At 67.7% G+C, this 19217-nt stretch carries 19 protein-coding genes; 9 read left to right on the forward strand and 10 right to left on the reverse strand.

Translation table 11 applies throughout. The features are described from left to right. Window positions 1-131 precede the first annotated feature (131 nt). From BOX17_RS04680 to BOX17_RS04695, 4 genes are all read left to right on the forward strand, one after another. On the forward strand, window positions 132-902 hold the full coding sequence (locus BOX17_RS04680; protein WP_071942288.1) for an ABC transporter ATP-binding protein: 771 nt from the start codon (window positions 132-134) through the stop codon (window positions 900-902). Window positions 903-930: 28 nt separating this feature from the next. Next, the gene (locus BOX17_RS04685; RefSeq protein WP_071942289.1) at window positions 931-1635 is read left to right on the forward strand and encodes an ABC transporter permease; all 705 of its coding nucleotides are present in this window, start codon (window positions 931-933) and stop codon (window positions 1633-1635) included. Then, the gene (locus tag BOX17_RS04690) at window positions 1635-2366 is read left to right on the forward strand and encodes an ABC transporter permease (protein WP_071942290.1); all 732 of its coding nucleotides are present in this window, start codon (window positions 1635-1637) and stop codon (window positions 2364-2366) included. Before BOX17_RS04685 ends, BOX17_RS04690 begins: the two co-directional genes overlap by 1 nt. A 147-nt stretch (window positions 2367-2513) precedes the next feature. Beyond that, window positions 2514-3284, forward strand: coding sequence for a transporter substrate-binding domain-containing protein (locus BOX17_RS04695; RefSeq protein WP_425268703.1), 771 nt, complete (start codon window positions 2514-2516; stop codon window positions 3282-3284). Between the two features lie 99 nt (window positions 3285-3383). Here the strand turns inward: BOX17_RS04695 and BOX17_RS04700 are convergent, their stop codons facing one another. Next, window positions 3384-4103 (reverse strand): glutamine amidotransferase-related protein, encoded by a 720-nt coding sequence (locus tag BOX17_RS04700; RefSeq protein WP_071942291.1) that lies wholly within the window; start codon window positions 4101-4103, stop codon window positions 3384-3386. A gap of 144 nt (window positions 4104-4247) precedes the next feature. On the opposite strand from BOX17_RS04700, the gene BOX17_RS04705 reads away from it, so the two are divergent. The 3 genes from BOX17_RS04705 to BOX17_RS04715 all read left to right on the forward strand — a co-directional run bounded on the left by BOX17_RS04705 (window position 4248) and on the right by BOX17_RS04715 (window position 7332). Beyond that, window positions 4248-5060: a TraX family protein gene (locus BOX17_RS04705; RefSeq protein ID WP_071942292.1), complete on the forward strand. Its 813-nt coding sequence runs from the start codon at window positions 4248-4250 to the stop codon at window positions 5058-5060. Window positions 5061-5344: 284 nt separating this feature from the next. After that, window positions 5345-6784, forward strand: a complete 1440-nt coding sequence (locus BOX17_RS04710) for an ethylbenzene dehydrogenase-related protein (protein WP_071942293.1) — start codon at window positions 5345-5347, stop codon at window positions 6782-6784. Continuing rightward, window positions 6781-7332, forward strand: coding sequence for a DUF2231 domain-containing protein (locus BOX17_RS04715; RefSeq protein WP_071942294.1), 552 nt, complete (start codon window positions 6781-6783; stop codon window positions 7330-7332). The genes BOX17_RS04710 and BOX17_RS04715 overlap by 4 nt, the downstream gene beginning before the upstream one ends. A gap of 65 nt (window positions 7333-7397) precedes the next feature. Here BOX17_RS04715 and BOX17_RS04720 read toward each other — a convergent pair whose 3' ends face one another. Together BOX17_RS04720 and purE are read right to left on the reverse strand one after the other, a co-directional pair. Beyond that, window positions 7398-8510 (reverse strand): 5-(carboxyamino)imidazole ribonucleotide synthase, encoded by a 1113-nt coding sequence (locus BOX17_RS04720; protein WP_071942295.1) that lies wholly within the window; start codon window positions 8508-8510, stop codon window positions 7398-7400. A 13-nt stretch (window positions 8511-8523) separates the two neighbouring features. Continuing rightward, the gene (purE, locus tag BOX17_RS04725; RefSeq protein WP_071942296.1) at window positions 8524-9036 is read right to left on the reverse strand and encodes a 5-(carboxyamino)imidazole ribonucleotide mutase; all 513 of its coding nucleotides are present in this window, start codon (window positions 9034-9036) and stop codon (window positions 8524-8526) included. Between the two features lie 235 nt (window positions 9037-9271). On the opposite strand from purE, the gene BOX17_RS04730 reads away from it, so the two are divergent. Next, window positions 9272-9685 carry a hypothetical protein gene (locus BOX17_RS04730; RefSeq protein ID WP_071942297.1) on the forward strand — a complete coding sequence of 138 codons (414 nt, stop codon included), beginning with the start codon at window positions 9272-9274 and terminating at the stop codon, window positions 9683-9685. Between the two features lie 101 nt (window positions 9686-9786). Here BOX17_RS04730 and BOX17_RS04735 read toward each other — a convergent pair whose 3' ends face one another. The 6 genes from BOX17_RS04735 to BOX17_RS04760 all read right to left on the reverse strand — a co-directional run bounded on the left by BOX17_RS04735 (window position 9787) and on the right by BOX17_RS04760 (window position 17322). Continuing rightward, the gene (locus BOX17_RS04735; RefSeq protein ID WP_071942298.1) at window positions 9787-11778 is read right to left on the reverse strand and encodes a TRAP transporter permease; all 1992 of its coding nucleotides are present in this window, start codon (window positions 11776-11778) and stop codon (window positions 9787-9789) included. Window positions 11779-11815: 37 nt separating this feature from the next. Next, window positions 11816-12337 (reverse strand): DUF1850 domain-containing protein, encoded by a 522-nt coding sequence (locus BOX17_RS04740; protein WP_071942299.1) that lies wholly within the window; start codon window positions 12335-12337, stop codon window positions 11816-11818. A gap of 6 nt (window positions 12338-12343) precedes the next feature. Next, window positions 12344-13303: a TAXI family TRAP transporter solute-binding subunit gene (locus BOX17_RS04745; RefSeq protein WP_071942300.1), complete on the reverse strand. Its 960-nt coding sequence runs from the start codon at window positions 13301-13303 to the stop codon at window positions 12344-12346. A 163-nt stretch (window positions 13304-13466) separates the two neighbouring features. Further along, window positions 13467-14663, reverse strand: coding sequence for an L-2-hydroxyglutarate oxidase (gene lhgO, locus BOX17_RS04750; RefSeq protein ID WP_071942301.1), 1197 nt, complete (start codon window positions 14661-14663; stop codon window positions 13467-13469). Between the two features lie 97 nt (window positions 14664-14760). Then, a complete protein-coding gene (gene glaH / locus BOX17_RS04755) occupies window positions 14761-15732 on the reverse strand; it encodes a glutarate dioxygenase GlaH (RefSeq protein WP_071942302.1) in 972 nt (323 codons plus the stop codon). A gap of 162 nt (window positions 15733-15894) precedes the next feature. Then, a complete protein-coding gene (locus tag BOX17_RS04760) occupies window positions 15895-17322 on the reverse strand; it encodes an APC family permease (protein WP_071942303.1) in 1428 nt (475 codons plus the stop codon). A gap of 389 nt (window positions 17323-17711) precedes the next feature. Here BOX17_RS04760 and BOX17_RS04765 point away from each other — a divergent pair, with 389 nt between their 5' ends. Then, window positions 17712-17996 (forward strand): XRE family transcriptional regulator, encoded by a 285-nt coding sequence (locus BOX17_RS04765; protein ID WP_071942304.1) that lies wholly within the window; start codon window positions 17712-17714, stop codon window positions 17994-17996. Window positions 17997-18097: 101 nt separating this feature from the next. On the opposite strand, the gene egtD is transcribed toward BOX17_RS04765, so the two are convergent. Further along, a complete protein-coding gene (egtD, locus tag BOX17_RS04770; RefSeq protein ID WP_071942305.1) occupies window positions 18098-19060 on the reverse strand; it encodes an L-histidine N(alpha)-methyltransferase in 963 nt (320 codons plus the stop codon). Window positions 19061-19217 lie beyond the last annotated feature (157 nt).

A 19217-nucleotide genomic window follows, 5' to 3' on the forward strand; every position in this document is an offset into this window, starting at 1 on the left:
CTAGACTGGCCGATGCGTCGCGGCCCCCTGCCGGAATCTCTCCGGCCTGCTAGAATCGCCCCTTTTTGTTCGCCGGCCCGCGCCGGCGACCCCGAGATGCGGCGGACCACCCTCGATCTGGAGCCTGATTCATGGCCGATACCCCGATTCCGCTGGAAGTGCGCAACATCACCAAGCGCTTCGGCGATACCGAAGTCCTCAAGGGCCTCTCCCTGAAGGCCCACAAGGGCGATGTCATCACCCTGATCGGAGCCTCAGGCTCCGGCAAGAGCACCTTCCTGCGCTGCATGAACCTGCTCGAGCAGCCCAATGAAGGCGACCTGTTCGTCCACGGCGAGCAGATCCTCTTCAAGGAGACCAGGCACGGCCGCGAACCCGCCGACTGGAAGCAGGTGGTGCGCATGCGCGCCAAGCTCTCCATGGTCTTCCAGAGCTTCAACCTCTGGGCCCACATGACCCTGCTCGAGAACATCATCGAAGCGCCGGTCCACGTGCTCGGCAAGCCGAAGAAGGAGGCGATCGAGCATGCCCGGCAGCTGCTCGAGCGGGTCGGCCTGGCCGAGCGCGCCGACTACTATCCGGCCCAGATGTCCGGTGGCCAGCAGCAGCGTGGCGCCATCGCCCGGGCACTGGCCATGGACCCCGAGGTGATGCTGTTCGATGAGCCGACCTCGGCGCTGGACCCCGAGCTGGTCGGCGACGTCCTCAAGGTGATGCGCGACCTCGCCAAGGAAGGCCGCACCATGATCGTGGTCACCCACGAGATGGCCTTCGCCCGCGATGTGTCCACCCAGGTGATCTACCTGCATCAGGGGCAGGTCGAGGAGGCCGGACCGCCCGACGAGGTGCTCGGCAACCCCAGGTCCGAACGCCTCAAGCAGTTCCTGGCGCCCAAGCACTGATGGGCCGCCCCGGGACAAGGAGAGAGACATGATCGACCTGCATGGCTACGGCCCGCGCCTCCTGGAAGGCGCCCTGATCACCATCGAGCTGGGGGTGCTGTCGCTGATCCTGTCGGTGGTGCTCGGCCTGCTGACCGCCAGCGCCAAGATGTCGCGCAGCTGGGTGGCGCACCGGATCGGCACCCTCTACACCACCATTATCCGCGGCGTGCCCGACCTGGTGCTGATGATGCTGCTGTTCTTCGGCGGCCAGATCGGCATCAACCAGATCACCGATGCCCTCTACAACCACTTCGGGGTCGACATCTTCATCAACGTCAACGAGTTCGTGGCGGGGGTGATCACCATCGGCCTGATCTTCGGCGCCTACATGGGCGAGACCTTCCGCGGCGCCTTCCTGGCGGTGGACAGCGGCCAGATCGAGGCGGGGCGGGCCTACGGCATGAGCCACTGGCTGGTGTTTAGGCGCATCCGCTTCCCGCAGATGATGCGTCACGCGATCCCGGGGCTCTCCAACAACTGGATGGTGCTGCTCAAGACCACGGCGCTGGTCTCGGTGATCGGGCTCTCGGACATGGTCCGCGTGGCCGCCGAGGCCTCCAAGGCCACCCGTGAGCCCTTCACCTTCATGATCATCGTGGCCGCCATCTACCTGCTGATCGCGACGTTCTCCGAGTGGGGCTTCGCGCGGCTTCAGAAACGCTACAACGTCGGTTACCGGGAGGCAGACTGATGGACGCCCTGATGACGTGGCTGGAGGCCCAGCTGGCCGACAACAGCATCTTCACCCTGCAGACCCTCGGCTACTACGGCGAGGGGCTGGTCACCACCGTGCAGCTGGTGGCCCTGTCGCTGATCATCGGCCTGGTGCTGGCGGTACCGCTGGCCATCGGCCGCGGCTCGAAGCACCGCTGGGTGAGCCTGCCGATCTTCATATACTGCTACGTGTTCCGCGGCACGCCGCTGCTGGTCCAGCTCTACCTGATCTACTACGGCGTGGTCTTCGTCGAGGGCATCCAGGAGACCTGGCTGTGGGTGATCCTCGAGAAGCCCTTCGTGCCGGCTCTGATCGCCTTCACCCTGAACACGGCGGCCTACACGACGGAGATCTTCCGCGGGGCCATCAAGTCCACGAACCACGGCGAGATCGAGGCCGCGCGGGCCTACGGGATGTCCAAGGGGCTGATGCTGCGGCGCATCGTGCTGCCCAGCGCCTTCCGGCGGGCCCTGCCGGCCTACGGTAACGAGGTGATCTTCATGCTCCACGCCAGCGCCATCGCCAGCGTGGTCACCATCATGGACCTCACCGGTGCCGCCCGCTTCGTCTATGCGCGCTTCTATGCGCCCTTCGACGCCTTCCTGTTCGTGGCGGCGATCTACCTCTGCCTCACCTTCGCGATCCTCTATCTGTTCCGCTACCTGGAGAAGCGGCTGCTGGCCCACCTCAAGCCGGCCAGCGGATGAACCGCCGGCGACAGGGATCGTCGAATCACCGTTGGAGGCTGGCGTTCTCCATGGGCGCCACCCCCTTTCGACAGGCCCGGTCATCGCATATCGTGACCGGGACATCACCCACAAGGTGACACCACCAACAACACGGGAAAACACCCCATGAAACTGAAGAACCTCCTGAGTCTCGGCGTGATCGGCGCTACCCTGATCGCCGGCAGCGCCAGTGCCGAGGTGCGCGACATCCGCATTGGCGTCGACGTCCCCTACGAGCCCATGGAATTCCGCACCCCCGAGGGCGAGCTGACCGGTTTCGACATCGACCTGGGCAACGCCATGTGTGCCGAGATCGGCATCCAGTGCGAATGGGTCGTGCAGGGCTGGGACGGCATCATCCCCGGCCTGCAGGCGCGCAAGTACGACGCCATCATGTCCTCCATGACCATCAACGAGCAGCGTCGTGAGCAGGTGCTCTTCTCCGACCCCTACATCACGCCGCCGTCCGCCTGGTTCGCCCCCGCGGACGTCGAGATCGGCACCCCGTCCAAGGATACCCTGAAGGGCCTGACCCTCGGCGTGCAGCGCGGCACCCTGCAGGACAACTACGTGACCGACATGTACGGCGACGTGGCCGACGTGAACCGCTATGCCACCGCCGACGACATGGTGCTGGACATGGATTCGGGCCGTCTCGACGCCGCCTTCCTCGACTTCCCGATCGGCAAGTCCACCCTGCTCGAGAGCGAGGCCGGCAACTACAAGCGGGTCGGCAAGAAGATCACCGAACCCAAGGAGTACTTCGGTGATGGCTTCGGCATCGCCTTCCGCCAGCGCGACAAGGAGCTGGCCGCGGCCTTCAACGAGGCACTGGCCACGCTGAAGGCCAATGGCACCTACGACGAGATTCTCGCGAAGTACTTCGGCGAGGACTGAACCGACAGGCGCAAGGCGCGCCAGCGTCGGTCGTCAAGAACGGCCGTCATGATCGCGACCGGGGCCCCCAGGGGCCCCGGTCGTGCGTTGGGGCACCCGTCAGCGGCGTGCCGCGATCGCCCGTCGCATGAAGGCCAGGATCCACCGCACCATCAGGGTATCGTCCACCGGTGCGGAGAGCGACGCCTCGCCCTGGCGCACCCGGTGGTGACCGACCAGGTCGGCGCGCAGCGCCATCAGGTCACGGGAATAGGCCTTGGTGAACTCGGGGTGCCCCTGCACGCCGAGGAAATGCTCGCCGAGCTGCATCAGGTAGCACGGGCAGAACTCGCTGCCGCCCAGCACCCGGGCCTGCGGGGGCAGGCGCTCCACCTGGTCCTGATGGCTCACCAGCAGGTCCAGGCCGGGCTGCCAGGGCACCATCCAGTCGGCGCGTTCGCTGACCCGGTTGAAGGAGAGGCCCACCCCCCAGCCCCTGTCGCTCTTCTCCACCTCGCCGCCCAGAGCCTTCGCCATCAGCTGGTGGCCGAAGCAGATGCCCACCAGCGGCTTGCCCGACGCCCACAGCGCGCGCACGAAGACCTCGAGGGCAGCGATCCAGGGCAGGTCATCGTTGACCCCGAACTTCGACCCCGTGGTCAGCCAGGCATCCACGGCCTCGACATCCTCGGGGATCTCGCCATCCAGGCAGCGCCAGACGCGGAACGTCAGGGTCGGGTCGACCCGGTGGAAGAGCCGCTCGAACATCTCCGGATAGTTGCCGTGGGCCTCGCGAAGCTCGGGCGCCACGTCGTCGCACTGCAGCAGTCCAATCACCATCTCCTGTCCTCCTCCTCGACCGATCGACCTCGGCGTGGTGCCCCCCCCCGCCGAGCCCCGGGACGTTGTCGCCGAATGGCGACCCGGAACTCCCTGGCGCGCCTCGGGTCCATGCCTGCCACATCCTCACTCTAGGAGGTTCCGATGCCCCTGATGGGAAATGCCGGCGTCGATGCCATGGAAGGCGTGGAACGTCCCTCGTCCAGCTGGACCGGCTGGGGACAGTGGCTGGCCCTGTTCACCATGACGGTGGACCACCTCTGCCGCTACGTCGTGCCGGAGCGCTGGGGGCTGGGCTGGGCCGACGCCTCCATCGGTCGCATCGCCTTCCCCCTGTTCGCGGCCATGGTGGCCTGGCACGGGCTCTTCAACACCCGCAACCCGCTGCGCTATGCCAGGCGGATCCTGGTGATCGGCCTGGTGGCCCAGCTGCCCTACATGCTGATGCCGAGGACCTCGGACGACCTGATCCTCAATATCTGCTTCACCCTCTCGCTCGGCCTGACGGGGGGCACCTGGCTGCAGGCCCTGCCGAGGCGGCTGGCCCATGGCGGGCTTGGCGAGGCCCGGCTGGTCGCCGAGGCCACCCTCGCCCTGGGGACCTGGCTGCTCGCCGGCCTGTGGGTCGAGTACGGCCACCATGGCCTGCTGATGATCCCTCTCTACATGCTGGCCATGCAGCGCCTTCACCTGGCCGGCGCCGACCTTCCCGCACGCCTCGGGGCCACGGCCATGGCGCTGCCGGTGCTGGTGGTCGCGGGCCTGATGAACAGCTCCGACATGGCCAAGTCGTTCACCGTGGGGACGACGCTGGTGGCGCTGCTGCTGGCCGCCGGTGCGGCCCGGCAGGTGCCACGCGTCGTGTGGCAGATGCCGCGACGGCTGTGGCTCGCCTGGTATCCCGGCCACTTCGCGGCGATGGCGCTATGGCTGTGGCTGGTCGGCACCCTCGGATGAGGGCCGGCTCAGGGCCCGGCCCCTCGATGACCGGGCGGCCACCCCGGCACCCGGGGACCAGGAAGGGCCCGAGGACCCCGAACACCACCGCGGAGAGAAGCACGGCATCGGCGACGGTGTTCGAGGAAGGATCATGCCCGGCAGTGCGACGGTGATCGCGTCGACGCCATGAGGCGGCGTGTCACCTTGTCGCGGCTTGCTTGACCTGTGTCAGGCCATGAAACCATGCAAGGTCCACACTGAGAGTCAGCTACATCAGCTTACTTTCTGATTCAGGAGCTTACATGGCACGCCAAGACAAGGGCGCCACCCCGTGGCTGGTCCTGGGACTGCCCGTCGCCCTGGGCCTCGCCTGGGTCACCCAGGGCAGCGGGGTGATCGAGGACGACCCGGAGCGCAACATCTCGATTCCCGAGGCGCTCACCATGCCGCTGCAGGTCCAGGCCGCCTACAACGACGAACAGATCTTCTTCCGCTATCGCTGGCCGGCCGAACAGGCCCATGTCTACCACGACATGCTGCGCTACGAGGACGGTGAGTGGATCCGCCACGGCAGTTCCATGCCAGGCCCCGACCCCGACGGCACCTACGAGGACCGGGTCGCCATGCTGGTGGACGATGGCGGAGTGCCCGAGTTCGGTCGCTATGGCGGCTACATCACCGTCGGTGATCGGATGCGCTTCTTCAGCGACTCCGCCAGTCCGGCGGAAGTCGCCGAGCATCCCTACCTCGGCCAGGAGAAGGGCAAAAGCGACGTGCGCAAGTACCTGCCGGCCACCCGCCGCGACCAGACCGACTGGCGAAGCGTCGAGGATGCCGATGTGCTCGCCGCCCAGCGTGAGGCCGGCTACTTCCTCGATCTCTGGCACTGGCGCGCCGGGCGCTCCAATCCCATCGGGGCCTCCGACGACCAGTGGGTCGGCGAGTATCGCAACAGTGATGCCGGCACGGGCCCCTATACCACCAACTGGGATGGCGACAACGACCGCCCGCGCTGGATGCTCGATCCCGAGCAGACCGGTCAACGAGCCCTGCGCTGGGAGGACGTGGTGTCCGGCGAGGTCGACTTCGACAGCATCTACTACCTCTCCGAGGAGAACCGCACCGACTTCGACCCCGACCACGACTGGCAGGACGGCGACGTGATCCCCCGCCGTCTGCTGCGCACGCCCGAGGGTTCACGGGGCAGCATCGCCGTCCATGGCCAGGCGCGATGGGAGGACGGCTACTGGGACGTGACCCTGGTACGCGACCTGGACACCGGCAGCCCGCTGGATGACAAGATCCTGGCCGACCAGGGCGTCTACGACATCGGCATTGCCGTGTATCGCAACGCGACCGGCAGCCGCTGGCACTATGTCTCCCATCCCTACAGCCTGGGGCTGGGCCGGGAGGCGGACCTCCAGGCAACCGCCTTCTCCGGCGGTGCCCCCGAGTGGGACGATGCGTGGTTCGACATGACCCTGTTCTACCCCGGCCAGGTGGACTGGCCGCTGCTGATCAGCCAGGCCCATGCCGGCGCCGAGAACATCGCGCAGGGCACCCCGGTGCGCGCGCGTCACAGCGAGGAACAGCTGGCGCTCTACGGGGTGGAAATGGAGTTCAACGACGCCATCACCTCGCGGTGGTGGATGACCCTGGTGGCCGGACTGATCGTCATGCTCGGCGTGACCCTGGCCCTGCTCCCCGGCTTCCGCTCGACGCGTCAAGGAGACCGCTCATGACCGGCATGCACCATATGCTCGTCCATTTCCCCCTGGGGCTCTGGGCCCTCGCAACCCTGATGATCCTGGTCGGCGCCCTGCTGCCCGGGCGGATGGCCGAACTGAGCCGCGCCGCCCTGCTGCCGGTGCTGGTGCTCAGCCTGCTCGGCGCACTGGCCGCCATCGTCTCGGGGTTCCTGGTCTGGCCCCTGGCGGCCCACACGCACAGCCCACTGGGGCGCAACCACCTCCTGATGTCGCTGTGGTCGCTGGGCATCTTCACCATGCTCACCGTGCTCGTCTGGCGTGCCGGGGACGCCGCCTTCGACGGCGCGAGGCGCTGGGTGCTGGTGCTCCTCGCGCTGATCGGCGGGCTGTTCTTCGCCGCCGCCGGCACGCTGGGCGGCCACCTGGTCGGCGCGCCGACGGCATTCTCGGAGGTGCTCGGAGTGATGGGCTGGGAGGTCTACACCACTTTCTACAGCCCCCTGTGGGTCATCGCCGTGATGGTGCTCATCGGGGTCGGCTGCGCGGCCCTGGGGCGCAGGGGACGCCGCTCGGTCGACTGACCGGTCACCCGACAGAAAAAGGCCCCGCTCATGCGGGGCCTTCGACCTTGACCGAGGGAAACGCCCTACTCGAAGCTGAAGCGGGGCTCGGGCGCCTCCGGCAGCAGGGCCGCGCAGGCGCGCACCCGCTCCAGCAGCTCGGCATGGGTGGGCGCCAGCAGGTTCACGTGGGCCAGCTTGCGACCGGCACGCTCGGACTTGTCGTAGCGGTGCAGGTGGGCATCCGGCAGCGCGAGGATCTCGGCCGCCTCTCCTTCCCGACCGATCACGTTGACCATGCAGGTAGGCATGCGCGCCGAGGTGTCGCCCAGCGGCAGGCCCTGGATGGCCCGCAGGTGGTTCTCGAACTGGCTGGTCACCGCGCCGTCGATGGACCAGTGGCCGGAGTTGTGCACCCGCGGCGCCATCTCGTTGGCCAGCAGGGCGCCATCGCGGGCCTGGAACAGCTCCAGGGTCAGCACGCCCACGTAGTCGAGCTCGTCGAGCAGCGCGCGGATGTAGCCGTCGGCGAGGTGCTGGACGCTGTCGTCGAGGTCCGGCACGGGGGCGATGGAGTAACGCAGGATGCCGTCCACGTGCTGGTTCTCGGCCATGGGGTAGAAGGCCACCTCCCCGTCACGGCCCCGCACGGCGATGATCGACACCTCGCGCACGAAGTCGACGAAGGCCTCGACGATCAGGCGCGGATGGTTGATCGCGCGCCAGGCATCACGGGCCTCGCTCGGGTCCCGGATCACCGCCTGCCCCTTGCCGTCGTAGCCCTCGGTAACCGACTTGGCCACCACCGGCGCGCCCAGCTCGCGGGTCGCCGCCTCGAGGGCCTCGGCGCTCTCCACCAGGCGATAGGCCGGGGTTGGAATGCCCAGGCGATCGAACAGCGCCTTCTCCTCGGCGCGGTTCTGGCAGATCCGGATCGCCTCGCTGGAGGGATGGACCGGCCGGTGCTCCTCGATGGCCTGGACCAGCGGCACCGGCAGGTGCTCGAACTCGTAGGTGACCAGGTCGACCTTCTCGAGGAAGGCCTCGAGGTGCTTCCTGTCGGTGTCGATCATCACGTCCCCGATGCCGGCGCTGGGGTGGCCGGTGGTATCGAGGAAGGTGAAGCGGTTGGCCAGCGGGTAGCCTGCCAGGGCGAGCATGCGCCCCAGCTGGCCGGCTCCCAGTACGCCAATGTTCATGGGGTCTCTCCTGTCACTCGGCCGCGGGACGCGGGTCGGGGTTGTCGAGCACGGTCTGGGTCTGCTCGGCGCGGAAGGCCTCCACGGCGCGTCGCACCTCGTCATCCTGCAGGCCGACGACCTGGGCGGCCAGCAGGCCGGCATTGGTGGCGCCGGCCTTGCCGATGGCCAGGGTGCCCACCGCGATGCCGCCGGGCATCTGCACGATGGAGAGCAGCGAATCCAGCCCCTTCAGCGCCTTGGACTCCACCGGCACGCCGAACACCGGCAGCGCCGTCTGGGAGGCCACCATGCCCGGCAGGTGGGCCGCCCCGCCGGCGCCGGCGATGATCACCTGCAGGCCGCGCCCGGCGGCCTGCTTGGCATAGTCGAACAGCAGGTCCGGGGTGCGGTGGGCGGAGACGACCCGGGTCTCGAAGGGCACGCCCAGGCGCTCGAGCATGGCCACGGCATGCTCCATGACGGGCCAGTCCGACTTGGACCCCATGATCACGCCGACCTTCGGCGACTCCTGCGATGACGACATCTGCGACTCCTGAAAACGGACGACGAAAGCGCCACGGGGCAGGCACCCCGCGGCACGGTCAAGAATGGAAGACGTGCATTCTAGCAGAGCCGTGCGCCCGCTTCCTCACCCGCCGGGCCCCGTCGCCACGTCGCGACAACGCTTTCATCCTGAGTGCCAGATTGGCTGTTAGGGTCATGGTGTGAGGGGCGAAGGACCACGCCGCTCCTGTTGCGTCCAACAAAGGAGAGAGACCATGAAACAGCCACTGATCCTGATCGCCGCCCTGACCGGTGCCCTGATGCTGGCCGGCTGCGACGACGGCGGCGACACCGCCGCGAGCGAGACGACCACCCAGGCAGAGCCGCAGGTCGAGCAGGACATGCAGCAGGCCGCCGACGAGACGGCCGAGACGATGGACGCCGCCGCCGAGGAGGCCGAGCAAGTCGCCGATGCGACGGCCGATACCCTGGATGCCGCCGCCGAGGAGGCCGCGAGCAAGACAGAAGACGCGATGGAGGCCACCGGTGAGATGGCGGCGGATGCCGCCGATGCCACCGAGGAGGCGGCCAGCGACGCCATGGACGCCGCCGAGGACCCCACCGTCGAGGCCACGGTCGAGACCGAAGCAGAAGCCTCAGCCGACGTCGAGACCTCCTCCAGCCAGTGACCCTGACGACAGGCCCCCGCCCGAGGCGACTCGGGCGGGGGCCTGTGTCGTTCCAGGGGCACCATGAACGAGCCCTCGGGCCCGCTCACCCGCCCCCGGGCTCAATGGCGCCGACTGACCATCCAGTTGCCGGCCAGGATCAGCACCATCGCCGCCGCCCCGGCGATCTCCACCGAGAGGCTCGGGTAGAAGACCCCGACGATCGCCGGCAACAGCAGCAGGCGCATCGGCCAGGCCATGCGCGTGAACAGGTACCCCTCCAGGGCCGCGGCGAAGGCGCCCAGGGCCAGGAAGCCGGTGAAGGCGGTCCACACCAGCAGCGGCCACGGCCCCCCCATGATGATCTCCGGGTTGTAGACCATGAACAGCGGGATCAGGTAGAGCCCCTTGGCGAACTTCCAGGCCTGGAAGCCGGTATCCATGGGCTTGGCCCCGGCGATGGCCGCCCCGGCGAAGCCGGCCAGGGCGATGGGCGGCGTGACGTTGGAGTCCTGGGAGTACCAGAACACCACCAGGTGGGCGATCAGCAGCGGCACGCCGAACTCGGCGGTCAGCGCCGGGCCCACCAGCACGATCAGCACGATGTAGCTGGCGGTCACCGGCAGGCCCATGCCCAGCACCAGGCTCGCCAGCAGCACCATCACCAGCGCCAGCAGCAGGTTGCCGCCGGAGAAGGCCATCATCATGGAGGAGAACTTCAGACCCAGGCCGGTCAGCCCCACCACGCCGACGATGACGCCGGCCACGGCACAGGCCATGGAGACCGCCACGGCATTGCGGGCGCCCAGTTCCAGGCCGCCGACCAGCTTGACCAGCCCGGCCTTCAGTGCCTCGCGCAGGGTATCCCCGGTCACCTTCTGACCCTCGCGCGGCGCGATGAACAGGAACCACACCGCGAAGCGCAACACCGCCACCGCCAGCATGGTGAGGATGGCGTAGTAGCCGACCCGCATCGGCGACATGTTCATCACCAGCAGCCACACCAGCACCGCCAGCGGCAGCAGGAAGTGCCAGCCGGCCCCCATCACGTCGCGCATCTGGGGAAGCTCCGAGCGCGCCATGCCCTGCATGCCTTGCTTGAGGGCGATGATGTGCACGAAGAGGTAGACGGTGGCGAAGTACATGACCGCCGGCAGGATGCTGACCTTGACCACCTCGAGGTAGGGCATCCGGGTGTACTCGGCGATCAGGAAGGCCCCGGCCCCCATCAGCGGCGGCATGATCTGCCCGCCGGTGGACGCCGCGGCCTCGATGCCGCCGGCCTGGGCCGGCTTGAAGCCCAGGCGCTTCATCAACGGGATGGTGAAGGCCCCCGTGGTCACCACGTTGGCGATGGCACTGCCGGAGATCGAGCCCATGCCCGCCGAGGCGATGACCGCCGCCTTGGCCGGGCCGCCGCGCTGTCGCCCGGTGGCGGCATAGGCCAGGTCGATGAAGAACTTGCCCGCGCCGGTGATCTCCAGGAAGGCGCCGAACAGCACGAAGATGAAGATGTAGGTGGCGGCCACGCCCATGGGCAGGCCGAAGATGCCCTCCTGGCCCAGGTAGAGCTGACCCACCACGCGGTCCAGATTGTAGCCGCGGTGCTCGAGGATGCCCGGCAGGAACTGGCCGAGCCACGGCAGCTCGCCCCTCGGCCCGGCGAAGGCATAGAGAATGGCGATCAGGCCGATGACGGTCATGGCCAGCCCCACCGCCCGGCGGGCCGCCTCCAGCACGGTGACGGTGGCGATGCAGCCGACGACGATGTCGGTCTGGCTCCAGAAGCCGGCACGATCGATGATCGCGTCGAGGTAGAGCACCAGGTAGCCCCCGGTGATCAGTGCCCCGCCGACGAAGGCGGCATCGACCAGGCCACTGATCGGGCCACGGTCACGACCGGGCCCGAGCAGCGGAAACATCAGGAAGGCCAGCATCATGATCAGCATCAGGTGGATGCTGCGCTGGTAGAAGAGCCCCAGCGGCTGGATACCGGCGGAGTAGAGCTGGAACAGCGACAGCCCCACTGCCACCAGGGTGATCAGCCACAGCACCCGGCGGGAATGGTTCGCCTTGCTGCCGGGGATGATGGGGGAGGTGCCCGAATCGCTCATCGTGGTCCTCTCGCAGGATTGTCCGCAGGGTTGTCGTTCATTCGGGAGCGCCGGCAGGCAGGGCCAGCCGGATCGTCACCCGCTCGTTGGCCGCCAGGCGGCTCAGGCTGGTGCGGGACCCGTCGATCACCAGGCGATGGTCGACGCGCATCGCCCCCACCCGCAGCCGATAGGCGTTGCCCGGCACGGGCTCGTCGATATCCTCGATCCAGTAGCCGCCCTCGCCGTCGGAGACCTGGCGGCCGCGTCCGGGGATGTGGTCCAGTCCCGCGGCGAAGTCGGGCAGGTGGCTGCGCCTGAGCACCATGTGCCCGTCCCGGTGGCGATAGCAGTCCAGCACCGGGAAGCCCTCGACCGAGTGGTTCCACTCCAGGCACCAGCCCTCGCCCTCGGGCATGGGAAAACTCACCAGCCGCTCGCCGTCGGCGTCCAGCACTTCCAGCCGGACTTCCGACCGAGGCGTGTCGGCCGCGGCCGCCGGGCCGCCGACCGCCAGTCCCACAAACAGCAGCAGGGCGGGCAGCCAGGCCCGCCCCGCGTTCAGGCGTGTAACGCACATCGGGGATCAGGGACGCTGATTGTCGGCGATCTCGGCGCCCACTTCCTCGTAGTAGCGCAGCGCCCCCGGGTGGAAGGCGATCGGCGTGGACTCCACGCTGAACTCCACGGTGGTGTCGTTGGCCGCCGGATGGATGGCGATCAGCTCGTCGGTGTACTCGAAGAGCACCTTGGTGATCTCGTAGGCCAGTTCCTCGTCCATCTCGCTGCTCACGACGAGCACGTTGGGAATACCGACGCTCTGCACCGCCTCGTCCATGCCCTCGTAGAGGCCGGCACGCAGCTTGTAGGCGGCGAACACGGGCTCGGCGGCCTTGGCCTTGGCGATCTCCTCGTCGGTCAGGCCGACCAGCTGGATGTCGCGGGTGGTGGCGAGGTTCATGATCGAGCTGGTGGGCGGGCCCACGCTCCAGAAGCCGGCGTCGATGTCGCCGTCGCGGATGGCGTCAGCGGTCTCGTTGAAGTTCAGGCGACGCGCATCGATGTCGTCATAGGTGATGCCGTTGGCCTCGAGCAGGGTCTGGGCGTTGACCTCGGTGCCGCTGCCCGGGGCGCCCACGGAGACGGTCTTGCCCTCGAGGTCGGAGAGCGACTCGATGCCGGAACCGGCCAGGGTCACGATCTGCACGGCGTTGGGATAGATCGAGGCCAGCGCGCGGATGTTCTCCAGCTGGCGCCCCTCGAAGTCGCCGGTGCCGTTGTAGGCCTGGTAGACGGTGTCGGCGAGCGCCAGGGCCAGGTCGGAGTCACCCCGCCATACCAGCCCCATGTTCTCCACCGAGGCACCCGTGACCTCGGCGACGGCCTCGGCCCCCTCGATGTGGTTGCCGATCAGCTCGGCGAGGCCACCCCCGTAGGGATAGTAGGTGCCCCCGGTCCCGCCGGTGGCGATGGAGATCTGCTGGGCGGCGGCCAACGGGGCCGTGGCCAGCAGGGTGGCGGCGGCGGCGTACTTCAGGATTCGCATGGCATTCCTCCGGTCCTGGAACGATTTTGTTGTGAAGTGTCTCGGCGCTCTCGAGATCGGCGCCTTGGGCAACGCTAGCATGGTGCAAGCGTGAGTCACCATGCCACTATTTCTACGTTCCTGGGAATTTTCGGCAACTCGACCGGCCATCCCCTCCCCCAGCCTAGTCGTCGACGAGCTCCTTCACCTTGTCGACGATGTGCGCGCCGATGGGGATCGCCGAGGTGGCCGCCGGCGACGGCGCATTGCCCACGTTCACGGTGCGGCGCGTGTTGACGAAAAGGAAGTCGTCCACCAGCTTGCCGTCGCGGGTCACCGCCTGGGCCCGCACCCCGGCCGGATAGGGGCGCAGGTCATCCAGGGTCAGGCTCGGGCAGTACTTGCGCACCAGTTCCAGGTAGCCCTTGCGGTGCAGCGAGTTCTTCATCTCGGCAAGCCCCGGCCGCAGGTTCCGGCCCAGCACCCGGAGGATGCCCGGGTCGCTGAACATCCGCAGCATGTCGGGCAGCGAGACATCGCGCCGGCGATAGCCCTCGCGCTTCAGCGCCAGCACGGCATTGGGCCCCACGGTCACGGTGCCGTCGATCATGCGCGTCAGGTGCACGCCGAGGAACGGCATGGACGGGTCCGGGATGGGATAGATCAGGTGGTTCACGATGCGGTTGTGCTGTTCGGGCAGCAGGTAGTACTCGCCGCGGAAGGGGCAGATGCTGAAGCCGGGGTCGCGACCGAGCATGCGCACTACCCGGTCGGCCATGAGGCCGGAGCAGGAGACCAGGTAGCGGCCGGTGACCTCGCCCCGGGTGGTGCTCACCACGACCTCCCGGGAGCGCTCCTCCAGGCCCGTGACCTCTGCCTCGTAGCGGATCTCGCCACCCATCCGCTCGAAGTCGGCGGCCATGGCCCGGGCGACCTCGGCATAGTCGACGATGCCGCTGGAGGGCACGAAGATGCCGGCGACGCCGGTGATGTTCGGCTCGCGCTCGGCGAGCGCCTCGCCGGAGAGCCACTCGCGCTCCAGGCCATTGGCCGCGGTGCGCTCCCACAGCGCCTCCATGCGCTGCCTCTCCAGCTCGTTGGTGGCCACCAGCAGCTTGCCGCAGGTGTCGTAGGCGATGCCGTGAGACTCGCAGAAGGCCTTGGTGGCCCGGTTGCCCTCCAGACAGAAGCGCGCCTTGAGGCTGCCCGGGGTGTAGTAGACCCCGGCGTGGATGACGCCGCTGTTGTGGCCGGTCTGGTGACGCGCCGCCTCGCGCTCCTTCTCCACCACCAGCATCCGGCGGTCGGGCCAGGCCTGCTTGAGCTGCATGGCGGTGGACATGCCCAGGATGCCGCCGCCGATGATGATGAAATCGTACATGCCGTCCTCGTCCTTCCAATGCGATGGCCACGCCGCGGTCGGGCGTGGCCTCGTCAGGGTAACCCGTCGGCCGGGGCGTTTCGCCTCGGACCGCTCCTCACCGCTGGCGCAGGGTCTTGGCGTGGGTGAAGTAGCCGCGCTGGCGCATCAGCTCACGGCGCAGGTCCGGGTGCGGCGTGAAGCGGTCCCGGCCGTGCAGCCAGAAGTGGTTGTTGATCAGCAGGAAGCTGCCCACCGGGTTCGGCACGGAGAGGATCGCCGGGCTGTTCTCGAGCGACTCGGAGAGGTCGGTCAGCCAGTTGCCCTCCTCGAAGTCCTTGGGCTGCACGAACTGGTCGATGTAGGACATGATCGGCAGGCCGCTGGCATCCACATCGAAGACCGCATGGTAGACGTCACGGGCGACGTTCTTGCTGGGCGGCGCGGTCCAGCGCATCTCCCGACGGGCCAGCGGATGATGGTAGAAGCGCTCGAGCCCCTCCCAGTCGTCCAGGTGCAGCAGCAGGGAGTTGCCGCCCTCCATGTGCTGCTCGTCGATCTTCATCATCAGCACGTAGTCGGTGTCCTGCTCGACGAAGGTGCCGTCGTTGTGAAGCTCCATCACCCGGTGCGGCTGACGCAGGTAGCTGTCCGACTCGTCGACGTTCTTCACCACGAAGCGCGCATAGTACTGGCCGCTCATGGCATCGAAGTTGGAGCGCCCCATCAGGTGCGCCACGGCGGTGGCGAACTTGACCATCTCGTCGGCCTGCTCCACCCGGTCGAGGCCTTCGGGCACGACCTGGAAGCCGCCGGTGGCGCGGTCCACCAGGGTGTTGACCAGCACCGGCTGCAGGGTGTTCTCGCACAGGTCGTCGAGGATCTTCGCCACCCGGAAGCGCAGCATGGACTTGTACTCCAGCGCCTGCACCGGCCAGTCGGCGACGGCCTCGAGGAAGGCCTCGACCACGGCGCGGCTGACGGTCAGCTGCAGCAGTCGCGGCGACTGGGCGGAAGGCGCCAGGGTGAAGCCGCGGATATCGGCGGGCAGGGGCATGGCGGTCTCGGGAAGCCGGGTCAGTGCGGTCATGTCAGGGATCTCCATCGCTTTGATAGACACAACTAGAAAATATCTACATTTTTAGTTTTTGTCAAAAATAAAGGACAGCCTGTGGCTGTCCTCTTCACGACGCGGGCGCGCTGTTGCCCCGCCACCCCGGCAGGGCCGGGACGGCGGGGCGGATCGATGCCCTCAGCGGCCCGGGTAGGGGTCCGCGCCTGCCAGCTCGCGGTTCATCATGGTATCGCTGTAGGCGACGCCATAGCGGGCCCGTGACCAGGCGTAGAGCGCCAGGCCCAGCAGCATCCAGCCGGCGAAGATGCACCACTCGATGAGCGAGAGCGCCGAGGGGCTGCCCGGCAGGTACATGCCGATCAGCGCCACGGAGAGGATCACTGCCAGAGCGCCGACGGTCTTGCCACGACGGACCCGGAAGGGTCGTTCCATCTCCGGCTCGTTGCGACGCAGTGCCACGAAGGAGAGCGCCACGAACAGGTAGGCGATGACGATGCCCAGGCCACCGGCCACCACCAGCCAGACCAGCGCCTGGCGCCCGAAGAGCGGCGCGATGGAGGAGAGGGCCCCCATCACCAGGATGGCATTGGTCGGGGTGCGGTGCTTCGGGTGCAGCCTGGCGAGGAAGGCCGGCAGCATGCCGGAGTGCGCCAGGGCGTAGATCGCCCGGGAGCCGCCGATGTAGAAGGCGTTCCAGCTGGTGATGATGCCGGCGATACCGGCCAGGATCATCAGGTTGCCGGCCCAGGGGGCCTGGAAGGCGGCCTGCATGGCGTCGGGCACCGCCAGCGAGCTCTGCTCAAGCGCCGCCGGATCGAGCATCAGGGCGGTGCCGAGGATGATGAAGGAGTACCAGAACACCGCGAGGATCACCGAGATCATCAGCACGCGGCCGATCTCCTTGAACGGCAGGTTGATCTCCTCGGCGGCCTGGGGGATCACGTCGAAACCGACGAACATGAAGGGCACCATGATGATCACCATCATGATGCCGCCGATGACACCCTCATCGACCGCGAACAGCGGCTCCATGGTGGCCGTGCTGCCCTCGAACAGGGCCCCGGTGATGAACAGGATGCCGACCGCCAGGATCAGCAGCGTCACCACCTTCTGCACCAGGGCGGCGGTGCGCACGCCGATGTAGTTGATCCACATCATCAGCACCGACCCGGCCACGCCGACGGCCACCCAGGTGGCCTTCACGTCCCAGCCGGCGATGTTCCACATCTGGCCCACGGCATAGTTCGGGAAGAGGTGCTCCACCACGGTGGGCAGCGCCACCGCCTCGAAGGCCACCACGCTCACATACCCCAGGGTGATGGCCCAGGTGCACAGGAAGGAGGCGAAGTGGCCCATCGCCCGATAGCTGTAGACGTGCTCGCCGCCGACCTGGGGCATCGCCGAGGCCAGCTCGGCATAGGTCAGGCCCACCAGCACGATGATCAGGCCGCCGATCAGGAAGGCCGTGATGGCTCCCAGGCTGCCCGCCGACTGGATCCAGTTGCCGGTCAGCACGATCCAGCCCCAGCCGATCATGGCACCGAAGGCCAGGGCCAGGACATCCTTCCTGGCCAGCACTCGCGACAGGTGCGTCTCGTTGTTCATGTCCACCTCTTCGTCTGTTCTTGTAAATAGCGATTAATTTTATAAAACGTAGACAAAAATAGAGAACACACGACAAACGTTCAAGAGATATCGAACACCCGCGACGTAGACATTTGTCGAGATCGGCGCCGGAACGCCCGCCATGAGGACCGCGCGGCTCGACAGTAAACCCATGCCGAATGCGCATGCCAGCATCCGGCGGACACGCGGGCCAGTGGATGGCGAGCCTCGGACCGGCCCTCGAGGGCGTTCGATATCCTGCACGATCGCTATCGCGCCGTGCCCCTCCGGCGGCGGCATTTTTTCCCCGAAAAATCCCCGAAAGGGCACTGGCGAAACCCGAAAAAAGGCTTCATGCTGTGCGTGTCGCAACTGCCAACTGGAGCATCATGAGCACGGCACGTCACACCGCCCACGCGGAACTGATCGACCCTCCGCGAAGCTGCCCTGACCTCGATGTCAGGGACCTGGAAAAACGTACACGCCTCATGCGTATCATCACACGGCTGATCGCCGTGTCAGACCTGGGCAGCCGCGAGATCGCTCGCCGCGCCGGTCTGCCGATGCAGAAGATCAGCGACCTCCTCTCGGGGAAGCTGGAACATCTCTCGATCGACGAGCTGCATCTCGTCTACCGCACCATCGACCCGAGCGGCACACCGACGCCGCCCTGATCGACCGTCTCCCGGGAGACCACCCCGGCACCGAACAGCGAACGCCCCGCCTTACCGGCGGGGCGTTTTTTTGTGGTGCTCCTCGCGTCCGGCCGCCGGTCCTAATCGCCCGACAGGTAGTGCACGCTGAACAGCGCCTGGTCATCGAGCCAGACGGCGCTGGACCGGTACCCGGCCCGGGTGGCCAGCGCCTGGAAGGCCGCGACGCCATACTTGCAGGAGTTCTCGGTGTGCAGCGTCTCGCCCGCCTCGAAGGCGAAGCGACGCCCACCGAGGGAGATGGCCTGGCGCTTTCGGCTGACCAGGTGCATCTCGATGCGCGACGCCGCCTCATTGAAGAAGGCGCGGTGGCCGAAGGCCTCGACCTCGACCTCGACGCCCAGCTCACGGCGCATGCGCTCGAGCAGGTTGAGGTTGAAGGCCGCGGTGATGCCGGCGGCGTCGTTGTAGGCCGCCTCCAGCAGGCCTCGCTCCTTGACCAGGTCGACGCCGACCAGCACCCCGCTGCCCGGCGGCAGGGCCCGGCGCAACCGGGAGAGGAAGGCCTCGGCCTCGGCCGGGGTGAAGTTGCCGATGCTCGAGCCGGGGAAGAAGGCCACCACCCGTCGCCCCTGGACGCCGGGTGGCAGGTGCAGGCGTCGGGAGAAGTCGCCCCAGGCGGCGTGCACCTCGAGCCAGGGATAGTCGGCGGCCAGGCGGCGGGTGCTCTTCAGCAGGAAGTCGCGGGAGATGTCCATGCCGAGGTAGCGGCTGGGGCGCATCGCCTCCAGCAGAAGCCGGACCTTGTGGCTGGCGCCGCTGCCGAGCTCGACCATCAGCGCGCCCGGGCCCACCAGCGCGGCGATCTCCGCGGCGGCGCCGGCCAGGATGCCCTCCTCGGTGCGCGTCAGGTAGTACTCCGGCTGCTCGCAGATGGCCTCGAAGAGCCGCGAGCCCCGCTCGTCGTAGAAGTACTTGGGCGAGAGGGCCTTCGGCGAGGCGCCGAGCCCCCGGATCACGTCGTCGTGAAAGGTGCTCCCCGCGCCCTCGACATGCTGGTCATGGAAGTGCACGGCAGTGGACATCGCGGACCCTCGCGGACAGCGGGCACCGGCAGGATGCCGGGCACCGGGGAGATTCCATCGCTGGAATCCGGCTAGACTGGGCGACGACGCGAATATTGATGTCGCGACCCCTCCACCCGTGTTGCGACCCTGCCCCCAATCTAGAGCGAGCCCCATC

It is taken from the genome of Halomonas aestuarii, from assembly GCF_001886615.1.
GTDB lineage: Bacteria > Pseudomonadota > Gammaproteobacteria > Pseudomonadales > Halomonadaceae > Halomonas > Halomonas aestuarii.

What these genes read in the sequence shown, in the direction of transcription:
- glaH (WP_071942302.1), bottom strand. Translation starts at nt 15,732, where the DNA reads ATGACCGCACTGACCCGGCTTCCCGAGACCGCCATGCCCCTGCCCGCC.
- BOX17_RS04760 (WP_071942303.1), bottom strand. Translation starts at nt 17,322, where the DNA reads ATGAACAACGAGACGCACCTGTCGCGAGTGCTGGCCAGGAAGGATGTC.
- BOX17_RS04680 (WP_071942288.1), top strand. Translation starts at nt 132, where the DNA reads ATGGCCGATACCCCGATTCCGCTGGAAGTGCGCAACATCACCAAGCGC.
- lhgO (WP_071942301.1), bottom strand. Translation starts at nt 14,663, where the DNA reads ATGTACGATTTCATCATCATCGGCGGCGGCATCCTGGGCATGTCCACC.
- BOX17_RS04685 (WP_071942289.1), top strand. Translation starts at nt 931, where the DNA reads ATGATCGACCTGCATGGCTACGGCCCGCGCCTCCTGGAAGGCGCCCTG.
- BOX17_RS04745 (WP_071942300.1), bottom strand. Translation starts at nt 13,303, where the DNA reads ATGCGAATCCTGAAGTACGCCGCCGCCGCCACCCTGCTGGCCACGGCC.
- BOX17_RS04740 (WP_071942299.1), bottom strand. Translation starts at nt 12,337, where the DNA reads ATGTGCGTTACACGCCTGAACGCGGGGCGGGCCTGGCTGCCCGCCCTG.
- BOX17_RS04720 (WP_071942295.1), bottom strand. Translation starts at nt 8,510, where the DNA reads ATGAACATTGGCGTACTGGGAGCCGGCCAGCTGGGGCGCATGCTCGCC.
- BOX17_RS04710 (WP_071942293.1), top strand. Translation starts at nt 5,345, where the DNA reads ATGGCACGCCAAGACAAGGGCGCCACCCCGTGGCTGGTCCTGGGACTG.
- purE (WP_071942296.1), bottom strand. Translation starts at nt 9,036, where the DNA reads ATGTCGTCATCGCAGGAGTCGCCGAAGGTCGGCGTGATCATGGGGTCC.
- BOX17_RS04700 (WP_071942291.1), bottom strand. Translation starts at nt 4,103, where the DNA reads ATGGTGATTGGACTGCTGCAGTGCGACGACGTGGCGCCCGAGCTTCGC.
- BOX17_RS04690 (WP_071942290.1), top strand. Translation starts at nt 1,635, where the DNA reads ATGGACGCCCTGATGACGTGGCTGGAGGCCCAGCTGGCCGACAACAGC.
- BOX17_RS04730 (WP_071942297.1), top strand. Translation starts at nt 9,272, where the DNA reads ATGAAACAGCCACTGATCCTGATCGCCGCCCTGACCGGTGCCCTGATG.
- BOX17_RS04735 (WP_071942298.1), bottom strand. Translation starts at nt 11,778, where the DNA reads ATGAGCGATTCGGGCACCTCCCCCATCATCCCCGGCAGCAAGGCGAAC.
- BOX17_RS04715 (WP_071942294.1), top strand. Translation starts at nt 6,781, where the DNA reads ATGACCGGCATGCACCATATGCTCGTCCATTTCCCCCTGGGGCTCTGG.
- BOX17_RS04695 (WP_425268703.1), top strand. Translation starts at nt 2,514, where the DNA reads ATGAAACTGAAGAACCTCCTGAGTCTCGGCGTGATCGGCGCTACCCTG.
- BOX17_RS04765 (WP_071942304.1), top strand. Translation starts at nt 17,712, where the DNA reads ATGAGCACGGCACGTCACACCGCCCACGCGGAACTGATCGACCCTCCG.
- egtD (WP_071942305.1), bottom strand. Translation starts at nt 19,060, where the DNA reads ATGTCCACTGCCGTGCACTTCCATGACCAGCATGTCGAGGGCGCGGGG.
- BOX17_RS04705 (WP_071942292.1), top strand. Translation starts at nt 4,248, where the DNA reads ATGCCCCTGATGGGAAATGCCGGCGTCGATGCCATGGAAGGCGTGGAA.